Source organism: Natrinema altunense, from assembly GCF_000731985.1.
Classification (GTDB): Archaea; Halobacteriota; Halobacteria; order Halobacteriales; family Natrialbaceae; genus Natrinema; species Natrinema altunense.
The window spans coordinates 204,005-225,602 of the sequence record NZ_JNCS01000004.1 but is presented as its reverse complement, the minus strand read 5'-3'; the positions used below and the strand labels follow the sequence as shown (position 1 = coordinate 225,602).

The following is a 21,598-nucleotide window of genomic DNA, read 5'->3' as shown; positions in this document are numbered from 1 at the left end:
TCTCATGCCCCTTGCCCGACGCGTAGACGCGACCTGTCCGGACTGTGGTGACGACAGCGACGTATGGATGTTCGAGAAAGACGAGCCGACCATTACCAAGGAACACTACACCTGCGAGTCCTGCGGGTGCGAGTGGACCGAAAGAAGACAGGACTAACACGTTCCCGGCATTCTTCTACAGTATGCAACGGTTCTCCGAGGGGGATCGCGTTCGAATTGATATTCCCGACGAGACGGACCCCGATCACGAACGCTACCACGGAGTTCGTGGGACGGTCGTCGCTGTCCTCGAAGACGACGCTGGTCTGACTACTGGTGACGAGCGTGATTCGCTTCTCTTTCGTGTTGACCTCGAAGATGGCGACAAAGAGGACTTCCGCTGGCGCGACCTGCGTCCACCGTGACGACCTTCCGATTCCGAGACAGGGACGACCAATGTCTCCGACGCCGAAGGATAATTGTCGGCGTGCTACCAACAGATAAGCATGAGCGACGACCAGAACCCACCCGTCCGCGTCCCACAGTCGGAAGAGGCCGCAGAGGAAATTGCATTAGAAGACACCGACGAGGAATTGACCGACGACGAAGAGCGGAAGCGACGGAATCTCGCTGTGGCAGGCGCTCGGAAAATTGGCGACATACCTGACGAGTAGCCCGACACCGACGAACGCCGGTTTGTTCGCTCTCTCACCGGCCCCTTCCTCGAACTGTGAGTGTCATACTATCAGTTACTATACAATACTCGGAGACTGCGCGGAGTTAATAGACGGGTATAAGAAATTAATAAGACAGCCCCCACAATTAGTGGCGAAAATTCGGCCACGATTCGAGCGCTTCGCTTGTTTTCTGTCAGCGTGCAAAAGTTACCCTTCGACCGGGCCGATATACGGACTCTCAATCAGAGAGCGCGACTGCTCACAATTTTCGACCGCCTCGAACCCCCACCCCTACTCCGGCTGTCCCGGCCCGACCGGTGCTGGCGACCCCCGCCCCCACCGGGGGCAGTCCTACCCTCTCTCACCCCTACACCCCCACCCGACCCTACGGTACCCCACCTGCCCCTACCTCTGTAGAGCGCTCTGCTGGTGCCTTGTTCCGAATATGTAGCAGGGTGGGTCACGGGTCGGGCTGGCTCACTTGCTACCGATGGGTAGGGGGTAGGTCGTTCGTTTCGAGGGTTGCGATAACATTATGTTATTGAATTTTGATAGGTTATCTCCTTTAGAGGGGTGTAAAGACGGATTTGAAGCGTTTCTGAAAGAGAATTCACACATTCAAAAAGACCGGCTCTTGTTCATCCCGAAATACGGAATGAGAAGGAGACTCCGGATTCAGCCGGTTGCCCTACGACTTGTCCGGCGGCTGGTTCTGTTCGAGTTCGTCTTTGACTTGACCCGGCACCACCGCAAAACTGGCATCTTGCATAGTATATAGATAGTCTTATATATTGGCCGAGTTCCGAGTCCGAACTGGTCAAGCCAGTACCTCGTCCTGGTACCCCTATCAGAATAGCGTCTCACGCTGTCTTATAACGTTATAACTTCTTAAAACGATTCCAAGGCGGTCTGTGGACGGCGCTGTGTGTGTCTTCGATACTATACGACCCAACACACTCGGTCACGAAAGCTATCGCTTGTGGCCCCGGTCACGCCTCTCTGAACGGCACTGGCTTCCACGGCGGAATCTGCGAAGTAGGTCAGAACCATCAGTCAACGTTCTATAAATTTATAAAACTTCTTATGGCTTATGAGCGCCCCGCAGAGCGCGTTCAGATTTGCGTGACCCATACCACTCGGAACAGAACGAAATCGCTCACAACTCACCTCACGTCCGTCTGAATGGCCTGTGATGTGTGCGAGGGATTCTGGCTCTTCTGTGGCGGTAGATAGGCTCTACTTGTCGTTTCGAGGTTTGGAATGAGCGGGACTACTGGTGCTGAAGCCGCGACCGTTTCGGTGTAAACAGTGGTTCCGATTGTTCCTGTCGTAGTGGTTTATCTACGGTAGAAGTAGTATGAATCATATAGTATAGTTTATATTAGAAATACTATGTATGGGAGAGAAGAGAAAGGGGACTATAGGGGTTAGTGTAGAGAGAGTGCTGTAGTGATAGTAGTATAGTAGTTGAACGAACGACAATCACAATAGGTGTATAATACTACGACTTGTATGGTGATGTAGTACCGAAGCGTAATAGTAGTAGAGACTCTACCACCGAAACCACGAACGACAACATCACCACATAGGGTCTACTGCTACACAGTGTTATCCAACGACACCACTTGTCCACTTGACCGTAGTTGTCCGGATTGTCCGACGAAGACCTTGAGTTAGGTAAACTCACTTACCCACATATTACTAAATAAATTATATTTGTGCCGTACTCATAGGCTATTGATACATATTCTTATCGGATAGTACCGAATCAGAAGGTGTCCAAGTAGTTCTCGACAACCCGCGCTCGTCGGCGTGAATGGGGCCAGCCGGAATGTTTTTCGGGTTTCTTGCCGATAATATGACATGGACGTGGACGCCAGTGAGAAACGCTGTAGATACGACTAATCGGGTCGTGTTGTGCTTCGACCGCGACGATACTCTCTCGGTCAACCCACACCCCGACCACCGAGCGGTGCCTATAGGGTGGGTCCAATATTGGGCGCATAAAACCGATATTCCGGTTTTCGCCAGCGGCAACCAGCACCTTCGGACGGAAGCCGAGATTCCGGGTATCAGCGAGGCCGAGCGGGTCTGGCAAGAACTCGACAGTGAGAGGTACGAGTACGAGAACAGCGAGTTCGAGAATTTCATCAAGCCTCGGCGTCGTGACGGCCTGCGGTTGATTCAAGACCTGTACGAAACCGCCTTCCCCGACGAGGACTTTCGATTCGTCGTTGTGGACGACGTGGACGTATCGGACCTATCCGACGAAGGCCCGTGGACTCACTACTTCCCGTGGGACTTCGTAGAAGCCGTGGAATCAGGTGACTTCGCGCTCGAAGAACCCCCGTCCGACGCCTACCGGAACGACGGAGTTCCATTCAACTCGACCGACGACCCGGGCTTCGACCACAACCAGAACGCCCCACTCGAAGAGATTCGCGTACAGGTTCAGGAAGGGCAACCAGAAATCGAAGAAGAATTGCAGACCCCAAACAGTCCCGGCGAATAAACAGAGCGGTCTACAAGCCGGGTCAGAACAGGGCAGGTACTTCTCGGGAACCGCGCCCTTGTTAGCAGTGTATTGGATTCGGGTTACACACATTTTTTAACCAGACCGGAGAAGGCAATACCTATGCCCACTTCCGGAACCAGTGATTTCGTCGGTTCTGTTCTCGAATCCTATCGTGATTTCTACGAAGAAATAGAAGAGGGGTCCCGAAATGAATTGGACTTGACACCCCGGCTTGTTCGGATTTTATTCTGTAACGAAACGCTCGGATGGTCTGAATCGGACTACGCTCAAGAGGACGACTTGAATGACGTTCGATTCTACGATAATGAGCAGAATCCGGTCGTAATCATCGAGGCAAAACGACGCGACCGAGACGTAGAGGAAGGTATCGACCAAGCCTTTCGCTATGCTTCAGACTCGCCGTACTCGAAGTTCCTCATTGCTACCAACTTCGATGAACTACTGGTCTACCGACGTTGTGACGAGTCTCGCGCAGATGAAACACTGTATGGGGTTAGTGGCGAACTTATCTCTCACGTAAATTTCGACACAATAATCAGAACCGAAGAAGGGGAGACGCTTCTTGACGAAGTTCCACAATCTCAAATAGACGCTATCCGCCAACTCACTCGACTCCGGAAAACCGATGTTGTACATCCGGAACGGTACGACGATTTCAGTATTGCAGACCGACAAGATGTTTCGACCGATGAGGGATTCGATAACCTTCTGGATAGTCTAACGACGGCACTTGATGAATACTGGATGCCGTTTACCGTTCGTGCATTTGAGGAATACCAAGACCGATATGAGGAATACGAGACACGGGCGTCTGACCTTCGGAACCAGATTGAAACGTTAGAAGAACAGGGTCACGAAGACGACACCGAAATAGCGAAGTTAGAATCTCAACTTGCAGAGTTGCAGGACGACTACGAGCAATATCGCGCCTTCAATTCAGATTACGAGACGTGGGTTCGTCTATCGAACCGGCAAGAAAATGAAGAGGACGATAATAAACGAGTGTTCTGTCGTGAGTCAATATATGTTCAGATAAACAAGATTCTGCTTATCAGGATTGCCGAGGACAAAGACCTAACCGAGCAGATGATAAGCAATGGTGGCGTCACCGACTACTTCGGATTTTGGGACGACTTTGCTCGGTATGTTGACCGGACCTACGTAGACTTGTTCGAGGTGGCAAGCGAGGAATTAAGCGAAATCTATGACCGGCTCTACTCTCGCCAAATCTTTGATTGGGAACTGGACAGCGACGATGAAGACTTGGATGACGTAGTTCAGAAGACTTTCTGGCACCTGAACCACTACGACTTTCAAGATGTTGACCGAGACGTTCTCGGTCATCTGTATGAGCGACACCTCCCCCCGGAAGAGCGGAAAGAACTCGGGGAGTTCTACACCCCCACTGCGGTAGTAGATTTCATTCTCGACAGGGTTGGATACACCGCAAATGAGCCGATAGACCAGCCTGAATCGGATTTACTTGACCCTGCTTGCGGGAGTGGGACATTCCTCGTCCGTGCCGCTGGACGACTCCTTGAGCGTCTCGACAACCGGAATATCCCGCCAGAAGAAGCGATTGAGATTATGCAGGAGCGACTGTGGGGATTCGACATAAATCCATTCGCTTGCCACATCACCGAGATGAATCTCCTATTTCAGGTGATTGACCTATATAAAGACGTGAAGGAAGAGAATCCGGATTTCTCTCTGGATAGATTCAACATCTATCAAACGGATTCACTCCGCCAACAGACTCAAACCAACGTTACAACGACGTTTAGTGACGCTCTGATGCGTCGGTACGAACGCGAACGACGTGAAGCAGACCGTGCCAAACAGCGAGAGGACTACGGCTTCGTGGTTATGAACCCTCCTTACGTTCGTATACAAAACATCCCTGACGGTCCCGCGAAAGAAGACTACAATGATTACTATTCTGCTTACCACAACTACGACCTGTATCTGCTGTTCATTGAGAAGGCGAGCGAGTGGTTGAATGAAGGGGGGAAACTTGGAATAATCACGTCGAATCAGTTCATCGACTCCCGCTATGGTGAACGCGCTCGACAACTAATCCCACAACGCTACCGGGTAGGAGAAATGGTGAATATAGGTGACGTAGACGTGTTCGCTCATGCGACCACCTATCCGATTATCATGGTCATGGAAAGTCAAGCAGTTGACCGTGCTGACCGCTCTCCGGAAGATTACGTCGTAGACGATTACCGCTTCTCATATGTCTCGGTTGGCGAATCCATGGAAGAGTGGATAGACAGTGACTCTATCACTGGATGGAATACGGGTAATGGAAATTCTGACACTGACCGGGGCGAGGAACGAAACTATCGTATCGTAGACCTGCTGGCTCTGGCGCTACCTGATGACTGGGGGAGTAATCCTCCGAATGTCGAAGACGCGGTGACGGAAGCCGGTATCTCGGTTCCGGACAGTGTATCTTGGGATAACCAGCCGCCCTTACAATCGTATCCTGTTCAGTCAGATGCGGTTTCTGACTCTGACTGGCAGTTTGCGCCTGCTGATGAGCAAGAGGTACTGAATTGGATGGAAGAAAATGGTCAAGAACTACGTGGCTATTGTCATGACACGAAAGTTGAACGCGGCCTCCGCACAGGGAAAAATCCGGTATTCATCGTAGATTGGTCTACAGTCGAAGAGTACGACATAGAACGCGAGTTGGTACATCCGATAGTCGGCGGACGCGATGTAAAACGGTGGGAAGACCTGTGGGAAGACCAGTATATCGTCTATACCCCTCCCGGCATGGACATTGAAGACTATCCCAACGTCGTGGAATACTACAATGACGGGGATAACCGGGATGAACTCGAAGACCGTTACTGTGTCCGAGAGCAGGATGAAGATTACTGGGCGTTGGACAAGTCCAAGGACCCGGAACTGTTCGAGCAAACAAAAATCGTCACACCCGACATTGCCTACTATAACAACTACTGGGTAGACGACGGTGGCGAGTTCTATTGTCTTGACACCACATATTATGTCTCACCCGAGAACGAGGAACACGCTTGGTACTTGGCGGGTGTGTTGAATAGCGATTTGGCGCAGTTCTACATCCGACGTAATGCGGCTACCTATCGAGGAAACTATCTTCGCTACAAGAGTGAATACGTCGGAGACATACCGATTCCGGACCCGGACAGTGATGACGTGCCTGATTCGTTGGTCAATAGCATTGCGGAGACAGCACGTCGGATGCAAGACCGTATCGAAGAATATCGTCAGGCTGAATCGCTGGTCAATCAGCCCGAGGACCTTCTTGAAGCCGTGGATGCAGACATTGTATCTTTGACCAGAACCGGCTATGTGGCCCGGATTCCCGATGAGGACGATTCCGAAGACACAGAAATCAACCCGAATCTCAATGGGACTGAAATCAGGTTGAATATCCATCAGAGCATTAATTTCAATGCTGAAGAAGAGGCCGAGGCCTTCTACAGACTAATAGATGCGCTTAATATCACGACGATTCAGGAGTTGCGCGATTCAAACTATCCTCGAACTCTCGAAGGAATCGAATCACTGTTGGACACGTATCAGCAGGCACAAGACACAATCGAGGATGCCGGAAGCAGACTACAACAGATTGAGAACGACATTCACGAGGACGTTTACGAACTCTTCGACCTTGAGGAAGACCATCGGAAACTTGTTGAAGACCGCGTACTCACCCCTGAAAATCCCCTGAAGTCCAAAGTCAGGTAATGAGAATTGAGAATATCGTTGGGACAGGCTCTCTTGGCGTTGAAATAGACGTGCCTGCGCTCGCAGATGATATTCCGGCACCTGAAGTGACGTATAATCCGGACAACTACCACGGCCTGTATCTTCGTCTGGAAAAGGGTGGTCCGCTAATCACACTGTATCGCACCGGCAGTTACAATATTACCGGCGCAGATTCACTTGAGGAATTGAACGAGGTGAAGGATGGGTTTTTACGACTTGTAGCCGAGGTTGGGATACTTGAGAGGCCAACTGACGATTCATTTAGCGTCCGAAATATGGTCTGTACCGCCGACTTGGGATTCCAAGTGGACTTGAACCAACTGGCTATCGGATTGGGTCTTGAGCAAGTAGAGTATGAGCCAGAGCAATTTCCCGGCCTTGTCTACAGACCTGCTGAAAGTGAGTGTGTGATTCTTGTTTTTGGTTCCGGTCGAGCCGTTATCACTGGTGCAAGAGACGAGGAAACTGCTGTTTCGGCACTCGACTTCACCAAGAGCCAAATCGAATCAGCGATTGGGCCGTCTGATTAGTCACGGCGGCTATCCTTCGTTGTGATACAGAACAGCGCTATGAATATTCACAACCAGCCAACAAGACGCTCTGTCTCTTCGTCTGTCTCTTTCACTTGTCCTCGTTGTTGTGAGACTTCTATTATCTCTTGAATATCATCAGATTCCTCGGGTGGCAAAATTTCCAATCTGAACTTGTATTGCCCGATTCGACGGAAGACAGCGAAATAATACCGAAGGCTTTCTTCATCGAATTTATCCTTACTATACAAGTCTGCTAACCGAGTCCCCCTCGTCTCTGTTGGAAGATATATTCGGGTTTGATAACTGCCCTCATGATACTTGACCTTCTTTTCTAACGTCTCTCCTTCAAACCTAATCGTGATTTCATATTCCGAATTTAGTTCCCACTCGTCATTGTCTTCGAGAAAAAACTGGCCGAACTGTGTGGGTATGTCCATTTGGTTTCTCGACCCACTTTGAGTATATCCGATATTTGCCCATACGATAGAAGCGTCCCGTGGATGGGGAGCGTCTTTCCATTCGTCATGGTCTTCTGCCCCATCATCGGGACCGATATTAGTAGATTCTCGAAGGTCCTTGTACCAATCTAATAAGTCCTCACTGACAGGGGTACTCTCTTCCCATACTTCTTCCCACCAAGAAGAAATCCTGTCTATCGAAGAATGGTCAGGGTCAATTGAGCGCAGAAAGACTACTGCCTCCCAATTCCTCGTTAGGGCTGATTCAGTTAGATTAGAAGACCCCATCATCAGATGGTTGCTCTCGTCTTCTTGAATCCAAATGAACTTTGGATGAAACCGGGGGTTTGCGTTGAGGGTATTCCGTTCCTTCAGCCGGTCTACACCGACCACTTTCACCTCCCCTAACTCATTGAGTCTTTGGACCGCTTCTGGTTGGGTGTAGCCATAATCAAAGGAGACGAGCCATTGGGGAGTCGTCGAATCCAACGAGTCTGGTAATCCGTTTTCGAGTTGTTTGACACCGCCATATGTTACGTAAGCAGAAGCCCCCCTGAATGTTTCAGCGTCTTCGGTGTCGATGTTCTCAAAATACGACCGAATTGGTGGGGATTCGGGCGTCTGTAGCCCCAATCCTAATTCGGTATCAGTCAAGTCAAAACACACCTCCCTGCGGAGAGAACAATCCTATCGATGAATTAACACCACTATGATTCTGATATTCTCGAACCCCACTACGTTCGAGAGAGGTAGACTTTGACATATTCAGAATCAATTAACCCTGTCTTCAAAAAGATGCCTGCTATAGCCCGCTTTCATCTACGGTTTGAACGAGTACAGTGCGAGGCCCAACGGCTATAACCTCTGAATCCGGTCGTAGAACACGTCGTGGAACTGTTCGCCATGTTCAATCATCCAATCGAGGTATTCGTCCCATTGGTCTTGGTCCGTCACATCAGCGGACTTCGTAACCACGATCCGACTTCGCTTCTTTCCTGAACGTGTTTCCTCTGGTTCGTTCCACGTTAGTTCTCGGTCAAATTCGGACTCGATCTGTTGGGACTGCTCGATCAACTCTCGATACGCTTCGGCGTCGTCTCGGATCACAAGCCCGGTCCCGAGTTCGTTGTCGCGCGAGTTGATGGTGAACTGAAGTTCGAAGCCCGCTTTTCCAATCGGGTTGTTGTAGTAGTATTCCGGGTACGGTTTCCGTGCGCTCAAGGGAGTATCGCGGTCCTCGATCCGATCCCGAAACTCGGTCCAAAACTCTTCCTGCAATGTCTCCGTCTCGGTCAGCTCACCCTCTGATCGTTTGGCCTTCTCCTTCCACTCGCTCGGTTCTGCAACAGGATTGAGCCGGACAGCAGGATCGGAATTGCCTATTTTCCATACTTCGAGGCGGATAGCAAACAGGTCTACGCCCTCACGACTGTTCTCGTTGAGCCATTGCATCGCGTCTCGGTGTTCGTCGTAGAATCGAGGCGCTATCCACACGATAATGTCCGCGTCAACACCGGAGGCATAGGCAATAGACTTCCCCAAGTGGTCATGATCCGAGGGGTTCAGTTGATTCTCGATAACGACGTTTCGGTTATCGTCTACGACTTCTGCGAGAATATCGACGTTGTAACGTCCAACGCTCTTCTCTTCCTCGATTATCTCGAGGTCCAATCCTAACGAGTCTTCCAACTTGGAAACGCCCTCTGCGCGGATTTCATCTGCTATCCACGGAGTGAACTCTTGCGCCTCATGCTCCCAATACTCGCGTGCTTCTTGGGCTTCAAGCGAAGCAAATTCGGGCATACCGGGAACCACTAACCGGTCTGTCAAAAAACTGCCTACTATTCTTCGGGCCGACTCCGATCCACTGTAGTCACACCGACGAGTCGATTACGCCAGACAACCGCCTCGATAACGACTTCATCGGCTCCGTCAGTCGGTAGGCCGATACTCGTCTGGCCGCAGTCGGTACACGATACCCGCCGGACGATCCATCCGTCGCCATCGTAGTGCGTGGCGTAGGCGACCGCTTTGTCACCCGTTCGGATTCCTTTGTTGCACGAGTCACAGGTGGTTCCCGTCTTCTCTCCGTTGAGTGCTTTTGCCGGAGATAGTTTTGTCACTCGGAATCACTCGGAAGATTCCGACGACCATTCTGATAGCACTCGAAGCACGGAAGATCGTAATCGTCGCACCAGCACCCGTCGGCTTCGAGGGCATCGAACGTGACCTGTTCCGTCGCCGTCGAAGAGTGAATCTCGGACATTTTACCCCTCGATGTAGGTGACGAACTCGTTCCCGCACTCGGTGCAACGGTGGGTGTACGTCACGAAGTCGCTGTAGCCGACTGACTTGCTCGTCTGAATGGCTTCGACGCCACAGACACACGGCGATCCGGAATCCAGATGGAATCCCGGTAGTTCTCGAAGTATCTGCTGTTCGGTACGCTCTTGACTCTCGGCGTGCGTAGTTGGCATTGGTCTTCCCTCTGAAGGCCACCGCTCGCCTGTGCCAGCAGGCGGGCTTTTCGACGCGAGTTAAGCCCGAGAAGCGGTTGCCCTCTATTGTATAATAGGGGCTATAGGATTATTATTGTTGGGAATTATAATACAATAGATAATACATTTTGGGTATTCCATTTGTCTCATATAGCCGCTCAATGCCGTTGAGGCGGATCGGGAAATCCGATGGTCAAGACCACTCGCTTGAACGGCAACCGCACTCACGAGCCACTCACATCGCTCTCCCGGTCGTTGGCGACAAGGACATCCCCAGAAATTGCAGTAGAAGAGTTCTCTTTCCGGTTTAGGGAACGAACATGGTCAGTCCTCGTCCGGCTCGAGTTCGGCGGCGTCAAGATCACCATCGAGATACTGTTGGCCTCGTTCCGAAAGTGTGTACACTCCGTTTCCGAGATGGCGAACCAGTCTGTAGTTCAGGAGGATCTTGGCCCGCTGTGTGATATACGACCGACTGAACCGCACAAGGCCGCTATCAGCCATTTCCTTCGGCGTTCCTGTCTCATGCTCCCCGAGGTATTCGAGAATTCGGTCGTCGCAGATTACCATGAAGTCACCCGATAATCGCATAAGAGGATGAAACGCGCCGTTGAGTGGTGATACCGCCGAATAGTGTAGTTTCAAACTCAAAGTTTGATACCAAACTTTGATAATCCGATAACTCACTACTACGAACTGGTATGGAACTAAATCGAAGACGATACCTCGGGAGTCTCGGAACGACCGCTATCACCCTCGCCCTCGCAGGCTGTACCAGCGACGAGAGTGATTCAGACGAAGGAAACGCCAACGGAAACAGCGGTGACAGCGATACCAGCGACTCTGGAAACAATAACGGAGACAACAACGGCGGCGACACCAACAGCGGAGACAATGGTGACGACAACCAGTCGGACGTAGAGATTCTCGACCACGAGTTCTACGAGGAAGAATTTCAGTCGGGTGTCCGTGGTACCGCTATCAACAACGCTGACCGGGAACTCTCTTACGTCGAAGCGACCGCGACGTTCCTCGACGCCGATGGGACGCAGATCGGTGAAGGACTCGACAACGTGAACGACCTCGCGGCTGGTCGTGAATGGGAGTTCGACTGTATGTACACGAGTCAAGACGCGAGCCGCATCGAAGAGTACGAAGTCGAAGTCTCGGTCGGGTTCTGACTCGAGGATATTCTTTTGACGAAGCACTTCGTGAGATTATCACCGAACAACTTGAATTGAGAATTCCTACAATACCGATTGTAGGACAACAAATGCAGGAACAAATCTTCAGGAGGTATTGTAATCTCCCACATTTGGGATATTTACGTAACGATTTGCATAAAACGTCAGAATGATTTAACTTTGTGGCCCGCCTCGAAGAATCTGCATGATTCCAGAATATGCGAAGCCCGGTGATACCGTGGTCGAATGTCCCCACTGTGGCTATGAATGGCCCTACAGCGGTAACAACGTGCGTGCCACCTGCCCGTCCTGTGGGTACAAGTGCAAAGTGGCAGAGAATCAGAAAGGAATGGTGCTGTCCTGTGAGGACGAGGTTTTGATTGATATAGATGAGTACGATCAGACTGTACGGAGGGCGCTTTCACTCGGTCTGAAGCGAGGCAACCGAGATTATCGTGACGGTATCGCTGAAGCCTTCACTACGAAAGATGGTGGTTCTCATGAGTTTTGAAGCGCAGTGTCCGTCCTGTGGAACAGCGGTTGGCGAGTACGATATGGTGTGTTGGAAGTGCGAAGCAACGTTAAGCCCACCGAACAACGCCTGAAAGTGTGAACTGCCGACCAGTTAGACTAACTCCCGCCTGCTGACGTATGGAACGACCGCCCGCTTCGGAACTCGGTCAGTTCCTCTATCCGCTCTTCGAGTTCTTCGATTTCTTCGCGCAGTTCGTCGGCTTCCTCGCCTTCAGTGGCCGCGAGTTGATCTTTGAGTCCCTGTAGGCGCGTCTCTTTCTCTTCTTCGTCAACGTCCGCCTTCCGGACGTACTCGCTCTCTTCGACTTCGTACACGTCCCTCTCGGAGAGTTCGGTCACGTCGAGGGCGTCGTCCACTTTGCTTGAATCGACAGTGGTCAACCGTTCGCGGTCAATCCCGGCGACCTCGAAGGCGTTCAGCACCGTCTCGTCGTCCTTGAGCGACCGGTTCCGACGACTCGTCCGCTGGACTGACCCGAACTGACCGGACACCGGCTGGTCGTGGTGAAGCCTGTCGAGAAGGACAGCCCGCACGTCTTGGCGTAGGTCGTTGGCGTTGCGCTGTACGTCCGACAGCAGGGTATACAGATTCACGAGAGCGGGCGTCTCTACGTCTTCGAGCGTGGACACGTCGTGGCGTTCGAGGGCGTCAATCAACAGCAGACCGTCCGCATATACTTCTATATCCGGCTCTTGACGCTCTCCGTCACCATCGTCGGTACCTTCGGTCGCGTCCACCAACGGCGAGCCTGTCGGCGTCTCACTCTCCGTCAGCGTTCCCTCTCGGTCGTCCACCTCGAAACGCGGGTGAAGGCTCAAGACAGTTGCATACGGCTCGGCGTCCGGGGGCAATCGGTCTAACTCGAACTCGCCACGGGCGTCTTGGATACGACGGTACAGCGTCTCGAACTGGTCGCGCTGGAGGGGAATCGTCTCGTCATCGTCCCGGTACTGAATCAGGACACGAGGTTCCTGTACGTCGGTGATGCCGAAGGCCTTGCGCGAGAGTGGGGTGACGAGGGTCGCATTAGAGGGGAGTTCTTCGACGTTCTCGAGAAGGTTGTTCCACGTCGTGCCGAAGGTCATACAAGCGGATACGGGCAGGTGAGGTAAAGACTTCAGGCAGTGTGCATAGAGTATCAGTTGCGAACTCCTATCGTCTCTGCCGATAATACATAATTCTCACACACTGACTAATTTATACCGCGTTCGTGTAGTAGGCGTCGTCACCGTAGCCCACGTCGGCGAGCAGCCGGCGGATGCGCCGGCCGGAGTGGCGCGAGGTGTAGGCCTTGCCGGTCCAGTTCCCGCCACGCCAGCGGTCGGCGTCGGGGGTGCCGCGACCGGGTGCCTCGCCGACGACCACGATGCTGGCGTCGCGGTCGCCGGTCCCCCACGAAATGCACTCCCGGGAGTCGGCGAGGGCCGGACAACGGGCACACCCGGGCTCGAGGACGTTGCGACCGGTCGGATAGGTGGGGTCGTCGGTGCCTGCGGCGTCGGCGTCGGTATCGGGATCTGACGCGGGCACGATCGGAGAATACGCCTCGAGCGGTTTAGCCCGGTCGATTCCGGATGCCTGGGCAGTGCTGTCTTGTCACGCTCGAGGGGACAAGTTTACCTTGGACGGGCGGCTAACGGCGTGCTAATGACATCGATCGGCCCGGAACTACTCGCGGAATCACTCCAACTGGTCCTCTACACCCTTATCGGAGGCGTGTTGACGGTCGGCGGCGTCCTCGTCGAACAGGCGAGCGTCCAGCACTACGGGTCCGGCGAGGCGATGATCGCGCTGTGGCTGGCCGCGCTCGGCGGCGTCATGCTCTATGCCGGCGCGTACGGACTGGGCTACCAGAAGGTGCTCTCGCAGTACGTCTGAGCGCCGCGGGACCGGCTCTGTTTTCGAACTCTGATACTGCCGGCTGCCACCGTTCGCGTACTGATCGGACGCTAATCGCACAGCCGCCGTGCGACGGGTGTGCTCGGCTGTCAACGGTTCCGATAGCCGCCGCCAGCGAACGGTGGCGACCGGGCGGTGACCCGCAATATCGATTCCTCTTTACTGTCGGAGGCGATTAGGTGTGGTATGAGCAGGTTCGGCGAGGTCGACGACCAGTACGACCCACACGAACTCGAGCAGCGGGTCTTCGAGTACTGGGACGACGTCGATGCCTACGAGCAGACGGTCGAGCACCGATCGGACGGCGAGTCCTTCTTCTTCGTCGATGGCCCGCCGTACACGTCAGGGTCGGCACACATGGGGACGACCTGGAACAAGTCGCTGAAGGACGTTTACCTCCGATTTTTGCGAATGCAGGGGTACGACGTCACCGATCGGCCGGGCTACGACATGCACGGGCTCCCGATCGAGACCCGCGTCGAGGAACGGCTGGGGTTCGAGAATAAACAGGACATCGAGGAGTTCGGCGAGGAGAACTTCATTCAGGAGTGTAAGGACTACGCCGACGAACAACTCGAGGGCCTGCAGGCGGACTTCCAGGACTTCGGCGTCTGGATGGACTGGGACGACCCCTACCGGACGGTCGAACCCGAGTACATGGAGGCCGCCTGGTGGGGGTTCTCGAAGGCGGCCGACCGCGGACTCGTCGAGAAGGGCCACCGCTCGATCTCGCAGTGTCCCCGGTGTGAGACCGCGATCGCGAACAACGAGGTCGAGTACGAGGACGTCGAGGACCCCTCGATCTACGTCACGTTCGATCTCGAGGACCGGGACGGGAAACTCGTCATCTGGACGACGACCCCGTGGACGGTGCCGGCGAACACCTTCGTCGCCGTCGACGAGGACGGCGACTACGTCGGCGTCCGCGCCGAGAGCGACGGCGAGGAGGAACTGCTGTACGTCGCCGAAGCGAAATACGAGTCGGTCCTGCGGGAGGGCCGGTACGACGATTACGAGGTCGTCGAGGAACTGTCCGGTTCGGACATGCTCGGCTGGGCCTACGAGCACCCGCTCGCCGAGGAGGTACCCGACCACGTCGACGCCGAAGGGGCGCTCGAGGTCTACGCGGCCGACTACGTCGATACCGACGGCGACGGCACCGGGCTCGTCCACTCCGCGCCCGGCCACGGTGAAGTGGACTTCGAACGCGGCCGGGAACTCGGGTTCCCGATCTTCTGTCCGGTCGGCGGCGACGGCGTCTACACCGAGGCGGCCGGCAAGTACGCGGGCCAGTTCGTCAAAGACGCCGATCCGGAGATCACGGCCGACCTCGAGGACAACGACGCGTTGCTCGCCTCGGGGACGGTCCAGCACAGCTACGGTCACTGCTGGCGCTGTGACACGGGCATCCTCCAGATCGTCACCGACCAGTGGTTCATCACGATCACCGATGTCAAGGACGAACTCCTCGCGAACATCGAAGACAGCGAGTGGCATCCCGAATGGGCGCGGGACAACCGTTTCCGTGACTTCGTCGAGGAGGCACCCGACTGGAACGTCTCCCGGCAGCGCTACTGGGGCATTCCGCTCCCGATCTGGACGCCCGAAGACCGGGACGACGACGAAGACCGGATCGTCATCAGCGACCGCGAGGAACTCGCGGACCGCGTCGATCAGGATGTCGACCCGGAAGCCGTCGACCTCCACAAGGACACGGTCGACGATCTGACGATCACCGAAGACGGGACCACCTACACGCGCGTTCCGGACGTGTTCGACGTCTGGCTCGACTCCTCGGTCGCCTCGTGGGGGACGTTAGACTACCCCTCGGACGACAGCCGGTTCGACGACCTCTGGCCCGCCGACTTCATCCTCGAGGCCCACGACCAGACGCGGGGCTGGTTCTGGTCCCAGTTGGGGATGGGGACCGCGGCGCTCGGCGAGAGCCCGTACCAGGAGGTCCTGATGCACGGCCACGCGCTCATGCCCGATGGCCGCGCGATGAGCAAGTCCAAGGACATCCTGATCGATCCCCATGACGCGATCGATCGCCACGGCCGGGACGTGATGCGGCTGTTCCTCCTCTCGAACAACCCCCAGGGCGAGGATATGCGCTTCGACTGGGACGGGATGCAGACGATGGAGAACCACCTCCGGACGCTCTGGAACGTCTTCCGGTTCCCGCTGCCGTACATGCGCTTGGACGGGTTCGATCCGCAGGAGACGACGCTCGAGGACGTAGACGACGACCTCGAACTGATCGACGAGTGGGTACTCGCCCGCTTGCAGTCCACGAAGGCCGAGATGACCGATGCTTTCGAGGACCGCCGACAGGACCGGGCGCTCGACGCGCTGCTCGAGTTCGTGGTCGAGGACGTCTCGCGGTTCTACGTGCAGGCGGTCCGCGAGCGCATGTGGGCCGAAGAAGACAGCGGCTCGAAGACGGCCGCCTACGCGACGATCTACCGCGTGCTCCGGGAGAGCGTCGCGCTGCTCGCGCCCTATGCGCCCTTTATCAGCGAGGAGATTTACGGCACGCTCACCGGCGACGACGGGTTCGACACCGTCCACATGGAGGACTGGCCCGCCGTCGACGAGTCGTGGGAGGACGAACAACTCGAGACCGACGTCGCGCTCCTGCGTGCGATCGAGGAGGCCGGCGCGAACGCTCGTCAGCAGGCCGGCCGCAAGCTTCGCTGGCCCGTTCCGCGCGTCGTCGTGGCCGCCGACGACCAGCGGGTCGTCGACGCCGTTTCCCGCCACACCGAACTGCTCGAGGATCGGCTCAACGCCCGGGCGGTCGAACTCGTTTCGCCCGAGGAGCGCTGGGGCGAACTCCAGTACAGCGCCGAGGCCGATATGAGCGAACTCGGCCCGGCGTTCGGCGACCGCGCCGGCCAGGTCATGACCGCGCTCAACGAGGCCCGGATCGACGAGCCGCGCCTCGCGGCGATCGAGGACGCCGTCGCGGACGCCCTCGAGGACGGCGAGGAGATCACCGACGAGATGGTTTCGTTCGTCACGCAGACGCCGGACGGCGTCGCCGGCACCGCGTTTAGCACCGACGGCGACGACCGGGGCGTGGCCTACGTCGACGCCTCGCTGACCGACGACATCGAGAGCGAGGGCTACGCCCGCGAGGTCATCCGCCGCGTTCAGGAGATGCGCAAGGACCTCGAACTCGACGTCGAAGAGCGGATCGCCCTCGAGTTCGCGATCGACGACGAGCGCATCGCCGATCTCGTCGACGAACGTGAGGACGTGATCCGCGAGGAGGTCCGTGCCGACGAACGCCGGACCGTCGAGGACGGCCACCGGAAGGAGTGGGCTGTCGAGGACGTGTCGGTGGAGATCGCGATCGAACCGGTGGCGGCGGCGGAAGCATCGGACTAGCGTAGCCACTGACCGTCACCGCACACCCGTTCGCACGACGGCTGTGCGATCGGTGTGTCGATCGTTACAGTTGTTATTCTCGCGTCCGCCATACGTCGCAAGGGCTACGCGGGCGCGAGGCCCTCGGACCTGAGCGGGAACGGAGTGACCCGTGAGGGTGAGGCGGTTGTTTTTGGGTCGGATTCGTGCGTAAACGGTACCGACCGAAGGGAGTCACCCGAACGTGACAGTGTCGCTGCCACAAACGTCTTGATCGCTGACTCACCAGAACCGAGTAGTGAACTCCCGTGTCGTCGTCCTCGCGGTCGTCGTTTTGCTCGTCGGAAGCCTGCCGGTCGGCGTCGGTGCCGGGGGGCCGTCCCAAACGGCCGACTCGCCGTCGGCAGCCGGCGTCGATATCGGACCCGCCGACGAGTCGCCCGCATCGGTTGGGACGAGTGTCGGGTCGACGGCGAGCAGTAACTCCGAGGACGTCCTTTCCCGAACGACCGTCCTCCGCCACCGGCAGGACGACCCCGACACTTTCGAGGTGGAGACGACGGTTCGCGTCCCCGAGGCCGTGACGGCACTCGAGATCGAACTCGAGCCGGGCGCGACCGTCGAGGAGACTGCGGGGGTCGAGCGGACGGACGAGCGGACGTTCGAGTGGACCGGAAACGCCGACGAGGTGACGATTCGGTACGCGATGCCGGCCGAGCGGCGGGGGAGCCAACAGCAGGGTGACGGCTCCGGAGAGGGGTACACGTTCGTCGATACCGGCGACTGGGGCGTGGTGGCGGTTCCGGACGTGTCGCTGTTCTACCGGCGAACCGCGCCCGTCGGACTCGAGCGGACGGTCCGGGTCGACGGCCCGGGCGCGACCGGCGGTGATATCGCTTTCTTCGGCCCGGTAACGGTCCACGAGCGACCCGTCGACGGCGGGACGATCAGGCTGGCCGTCCCCGACGCTGCGACGCTCGAAGAGTCGCCGGACGCGGTACTGTCCGCGCTCGCGGACGCACGCGACCGCCTCACCGTCGGCGCACGGAGCGACGACGTCTTCATGGTCGCGGTACCGAACGGGGTCGACTGGGGCTCGAAGCGCGGGCTCCAGTACGGCGAGTCGGACGCGTGGGTCGTCGACGACGCCACGCTCGACGAGCGGAACCCGGTCTGGCTCCACGAGTACGTCCACATCCGACAGAACTTCGCCGATGGGACCGAGGTCGACCCCGCGGTGGCGTGGGTTTCCGAGGGGCAGGCGGACTACTACGCCGGCCTGCTCGCCCTCGAGAGCGGCGCGACCGACTTCGGCGATTTCCGATCGCTCCTCGAGCGCGGCGAGCGCGAACCGTACGCCGGTGGCGTCCTCGCCGACCGGTCGACGTGGGAGCACCCGGAGACCCACTACGCGAAGGGCGCACTCGTCTACGGCGAGATCGACCGCCGGCTGCGGCTCGCGACGGAGGGTGATCGGACGCTCGCGGACGTGTTCCGGACGCTGAACGCCCGGGACGGACCCGTGACCGAGGCGGCGTTCATGGACGCGCTCGAGGACGAAGGCGGCCCGGCGGTCCGTGCGGTCGCGGAGCGGTACACGCGGACGGCGGAGACGCCCGGGATGTGGACCCGAAACGAACACGAGGCCGCCTTCGGTCGGTCGGTCGCGGTCTTCGAGTACGGACTGGGGTCCGGGCCGATCGACGTGGCCGATCGGGAGTGGCCACGCTGGTCGGCGTCGACGACCGGCGGTCCCGACGGTGACGACCGCACGCTCATCGCGGTGCCGGCCGGCGAATCCGTGACGGTTCCGAGCGCAGTCGCCAACGTCGGCGAGCGCGAGGGGACCTACGACGCGACGCTACAGGTCGACGGCCGCGTCGTCGATCACCGCCGGGGGACGCTCGCGCCCGGCGAGGATGCGAGCCACGCCCTTTCGTGGACGCCGCCCGAGCCAGGCGAATACGATATCCGCGTCGGATCGGGGCGGCTGACGGCGGTCGTCCGGTCGTCCTCGAGCGTGACCGTGAGGGAGGTACAGGTCGCGCCCGACCGCATCGAACCCGGCGAGTCGGTGACGGCGACCGCGACGGTCGCGGCCGCCGGCGATCGGCCGGCCGCGGCTACCCTCGCGTTCCGGACGGCCGACGGCGTCGCCGCCGAACGTCCGGTGGCGCTCCGGCCCGGCGAGACGACGACGGTCGACGCCACGCTCTGGTTCGACGAGGACGGTCAGTACGAGGTCGCCGTTGGCGATCGAACGACGACAGTGGCTGTCGGCGGCGACACGTCGACAACAGTGAGCGAGGAACTGCCCGGCTTCGGCGTATCGGCGGCGCTGATAGCGATCGCACTCGTGTTCGTCGGAGCGGGAGTGGGCCATCGGCGCAGCTAGTCGAGTCCGTCCCGCCCCCCGTTCGTGGTGAAAGCCGCCCGGGCCAGCGTTCGAGAACTCCGGACCGACCGACCGCGTTCCGACGGTGGCGGCGAGCGATCCCCTCTCGATCACTCGAGGTCGACGCGGAACCGACACGCGTCGGCTCCGTCGTCGACGCAGTCGGTCTTCGTGACGGTCGCGTCGGCGTCGAACGCGGCGACGACGCCCTCGAGAATGCCGTGGGCGAGCGCGCAGTACTGCTGGTCGCGGTGGGTGTCGTAGCTGACGATCGCGTGATCGGCCTCGGACGTACAGGAGAGTTCGGGAAGCGAGGTGTCCTCCGTGGCAGCCTCGATGTCGTCGTAGACGTCCTCGAGTCCGGCGAGCAGGTCGGGCAGGTCCCAGTCACGTTTGATGTGGGCGCTGAACGTCGAGAGCAGTTCCGGGGCGAGCGTCGTCCCGAAGTCGCGCTCGATCGCCCGACGGTCCTGCGTCGCCATCGTCGAGAGCGTCTCGAGGATAGCGTCGATTTCCCCGTCGTCGTAGCGAGAAACGGGGAGGTAGAGCTTCGGCTCGAAGCCGGACTGCTCGACGATCGTGTCCCAGGTGCCGTCGTCGGTCCGTTCGACGACGTACTCCTTGAGGGTCTTGTGGACGATTCCGTGCATCTGAGAGTTCCGGTCGTTCTCCGCGACGGCTCGTGTGGCCGAGCCGCTCTCGTGCCACGCGCTAACAGCTAGACCCGCGTCTGGGGGATACTTAATCGTTTACTTACAGGTGTGCTCCGAGCGTCGGGGCGATGGAAACGGTGTCGACGCCTCGCTCGATGGTATCGGTGCCGTAGATCGCTTCGACGCCGGCCCGCGAGAGTTTCGTGACGGCGGTGCGAGCCAGCAGGGGATGAACGCAGGTGACGAAGACTCGGCCGACGTCTCGCTCCGTCAGGACGGCAACGGCTTCACTCATCGTCGACCCCGTCGCGATGATATCGTCGACGACGACGACGTCGCGGCCGGCGACCTCGACGTCGCTCGGCGAGATGTCGACTTCGGTCCCGGAGCGGCGGGTCTTCTCGAAGTAGTCGGTCTCGCCCGCACCGTAGGTCTCCCGAACCGTTTCGGCGAGTTCGATAGCGCCCGCGTCGGGCGAAAGGAAAACCGGCTCCGCGAGGTCTTCGGGCAGGGGGGCAGCCAGTCGCCCGGCCGCGTCGACCGCCGTCGCCGTCGGCTCGAAGAAGTCACAGACCGCCCGTTCGTGAGGGTTGACGGTCAGCACGCGGTCCGTCCCGGTCGAAATCGCGCGAGCGACCGCCCGCGCGGAGACGGGATGGCCCGGCTCGAAGGCCGCGTCCTGCCGGCCATAGCCCATGTAGGGCAGGACGGTGACGACCTCCTCGACGCCGGCCTCGCGGACGGCGTCTTGCAACTGGAGTACCTCGAGATGGGCGTCGCTCGAGACGGTCGAGGCGACGATCACCGCCCGCTCCGGCTCGGCCTCGGCGACGCCGGGGACGGCGGCGAGCAGTTCGCCGTCGGGAAAGCGGTCGTACTCGACGGCGGCGAGCGGTTCCTCGAGGTCGCGTGCGAGCGCCGCGGCCAGAGACTGCGACGCGGATCCGCTGATGATCATAATCGGTGGGACAGCCCGGGGGCTAAACCAGTTTTCGTTCTCGACCGGCCCGATATCGAGCGGACCGACAGCCGGTGCTCACCGTCTCGGGTGACGCTCCGCCGCGAAAAAGCCCTTCGTAGCTTCACCTTGTGACGAGAGGTACTTAAACTGCCC

Annotated in this window: 17 protein-coding genes and 1 pseudogene; 10 read left to right on the top strand and 8 right to left on the bottom strand. The window is 57.7% G+C overall.

All coding sequences use genetic code 11. The features are described 5' to 3' along the window. Nucleotides 1-182 precede the first annotated feature (182 nt). The 5 genes from ALTAJ2_RS10035 (at nt 183) to ALTAJ2_RS18660 (ending at nt 7,487) form a co-directional block, all read left to right on the top strand. Nucleotides 183-404: a hypothetical protein gene (locus tag ALTAJ2_RS10035; RefSeq protein ID WP_007109968.1), complete on the top strand. Its 222-nt coding sequence runs from the start codon at nt 183-185 to the stop codon at nt 402-404. Between the two features lie 81 nt (nt 405-485). Then, nucleotides 486-653 carry a hypothetical protein gene (locus ALTAJ2_RS19440; RefSeq protein ID WP_160163696.1) on the top strand — a complete coding sequence of 56 codons (168 nt, stop codon included), beginning with the start codon at nt 486-488 and terminating at the stop codon, nt 651-653. Between the two features lie 1,861 nt (nt 654-2,514). Continuing rightward, complete coding sequence (locus ALTAJ2_RS10030; RefSeq protein ID WP_193365032.1) at nt 2,515-3,168, top strand: adaptin protein; 654 nt, start codon at nt 2,515-2,517, stop codon at nt 3,166-3,168. A gap of 123 nt (nt 3,169-3,291) precedes the next feature. Further along, on the top strand, nt 3,292-6,936 hold the full coding sequence (locus tag ALTAJ2_RS10020) for an Eco57I restriction-modification methylase domain-containing protein (RefSeq protein WP_081603382.1): 3,645 nt from the start codon (nt 3,292-3,294) through the stop codon (nt 6,934-6,936). Continuing rightward, nucleotides 6,936-7,487, top strand: a complete 552-nt coding sequence (locus ALTAJ2_RS18660; protein ID WP_007109964.1) for a TATA-box-binding protein — start codon at nt 6,936-6,938, stop codon at nt 7,485-7,487. The genes ALTAJ2_RS10020 and ALTAJ2_RS18660 overlap by 1 nt, the downstream gene beginning before the upstream one ends. A gap of 47 nt (nt 7,488-7,534) precedes the next feature. Here the strand turns inward: ALTAJ2_RS18660 and ALTAJ2_RS18655 are convergent, their stop codons facing one another. From ALTAJ2_RS18655 to ALTAJ2_RS10000, 4 genes are all read right to left on the bottom strand, one after another. Continuing rightward, on the bottom strand, nt 7,535-8,602 hold the full coding sequence (locus ALTAJ2_RS18655; RefSeq protein ID WP_160163695.1) for a phospholipase D-like domain-containing protein: 1,068 nt from the start codon (nt 8,600-8,602) through the stop codon (nt 7,535-7,537). 201 nt (nt 8,603-8,803) lie between these two features. Then, entirely contained in the window at nt 8,804-9,751 is a 948-nt protein-coding gene (locus ALTAJ2_RS20075; protein WP_050031462.1) for a DUF4268 domain-containing protein, read from the bottom strand. A gap of 464 nt (nt 9,752-10,215) precedes the next feature. Beyond that, nucleotides 10,216-10,425: a hypothetical protein gene (locus tag ALTAJ2_RS10005; RefSeq protein WP_007109961.1), complete on the bottom strand. Its 210-nt coding sequence runs from the start codon at nt 10,423-10,425 to the stop codon at nt 10,216-10,218. 345 nt (nt 10,426-10,770) lie between these two features. Continuing rightward, entirely contained in the window at nt 10,771-11,037 is a 267-nt protein-coding gene (locus ALTAJ2_RS10000) for a hypothetical protein (RefSeq protein ID WP_007109960.1), read from the bottom strand. A 110-nt stretch (nt 11,038-11,147) separates the two neighbouring features. Between ALTAJ2_RS10000 and ALTAJ2_RS09995 the strand changes: the two genes are divergently transcribed. Both ALTAJ2_RS09995 and ALTAJ2_RS18645 read left to right on the top strand, forming a co-directional pair. Further along, nucleotides 11,148-11,627, top strand: coding sequence for an FxLYD domain-containing protein (locus ALTAJ2_RS09995; RefSeq protein WP_050031461.1), 480 nt, complete (start codon nt 11,148-11,150; stop codon nt 11,625-11,627). Nucleotides 11,628-11,835: 208 nt separating this feature from the next. Further along, nucleotides 11,836-12,141, top strand: a complete 306-nt coding sequence (locus ALTAJ2_RS18645) for a hypothetical protein (RefSeq protein ID WP_081603379.1) — start codon at nt 11,836-11,838, stop codon at nt 12,139-12,141. A 119-nt stretch (nt 12,142-12,260) separates the two neighbouring features. Here ALTAJ2_RS18645 and ALTAJ2_RS09990 read toward each other — a convergent pair whose 3' ends face one another. Together ALTAJ2_RS09990 and ALTAJ2_RS09985 are read right to left on the bottom strand one after the other, a co-directional pair. After that, nucleotides 12,261-13,250 carry a hypothetical protein gene (locus tag ALTAJ2_RS09990; protein WP_007109958.1) on the bottom strand — a complete coding sequence of 330 codons (990 nt, stop codon included), beginning with the start codon at nt 13,248-13,250 and terminating at the stop codon, nt 12,261-12,263. Nucleotides 13,251-13,365: 115 nt separating this feature from the next. Then, nucleotides 13,366-13,695: pseudogene (locus tag ALTAJ2_RS09985) on the bottom strand (uracil-DNA glycosylase family protein); the annotation flags it as partial. Nucleotides 13,696-13,812: 117 nt separating this feature from the next. Here ALTAJ2_RS09985 and ALTAJ2_RS09980 point away from each other — a divergent pair. The 3 genes from ALTAJ2_RS09980 (at nt 13,813) to ALTAJ2_RS09970 (ending at nt 19,831) form a co-directional block, all read left to right on the top strand. Further along, nucleotides 13,813-14,043, top strand: a complete 231-nt coding sequence (locus ALTAJ2_RS09980; RefSeq protein ID WP_007109956.1) for a hypothetical protein — start codon at nt 13,813-13,815, stop codon at nt 14,041-14,043. Between the two features lie 207 nt (nt 14,044-14,250). After that, nucleotides 14,251-17,457 carry an isoleucine--tRNA ligase gene (gene ileS, locus ALTAJ2_RS09975; protein ID WP_007109955.1) on the top strand — a complete coding sequence of 1,069 codons (3,207 nt, stop codon included), beginning with the start codon at nt 14,251-14,253 and terminating at the stop codon, nt 17,455-17,457. Nucleotides 17,458-17,734: 277 nt separating this feature from the next. Beyond that, the gene (locus ALTAJ2_RS09970) at nt 17,735-19,831 is read left to right on the top strand and encodes a hypothetical protein (RefSeq protein WP_007109954.1); all 2,097 of its coding nucleotides are present in this window, start codon (nt 17,735-17,737) and stop codon (nt 19,829-19,831) included. Between the two features lie 110 nt (nt 19,832-19,941). On the opposite strand, the gene ALTAJ2_RS09965 is transcribed toward ALTAJ2_RS09970, so the two are convergent. Together ALTAJ2_RS09965 and prs are read right to left on the bottom strand one after the other, a co-directional pair. Next, nucleotides 19,942-20,481, bottom strand: a complete 540-nt coding sequence (locus tag ALTAJ2_RS09965; protein ID WP_007109953.1) for a heme NO-binding domain-containing protein — start codon at nt 20,479-20,481, stop codon at nt 19,942-19,944. Between the two features lie 103 nt (nt 20,482-20,584). Beyond that, nucleotides 20,585-21,442 (bottom strand): ribose-phosphate diphosphokinase, encoded by an 858-nt coding sequence (gene prs / locus ALTAJ2_RS09960; protein WP_007109952.1) that lies wholly within the window; start codon nt 21,440-21,442, stop codon nt 20,585-20,587. Between the last annotated feature and the right edge of the window lie 156 nt (nt 21,443-21,598).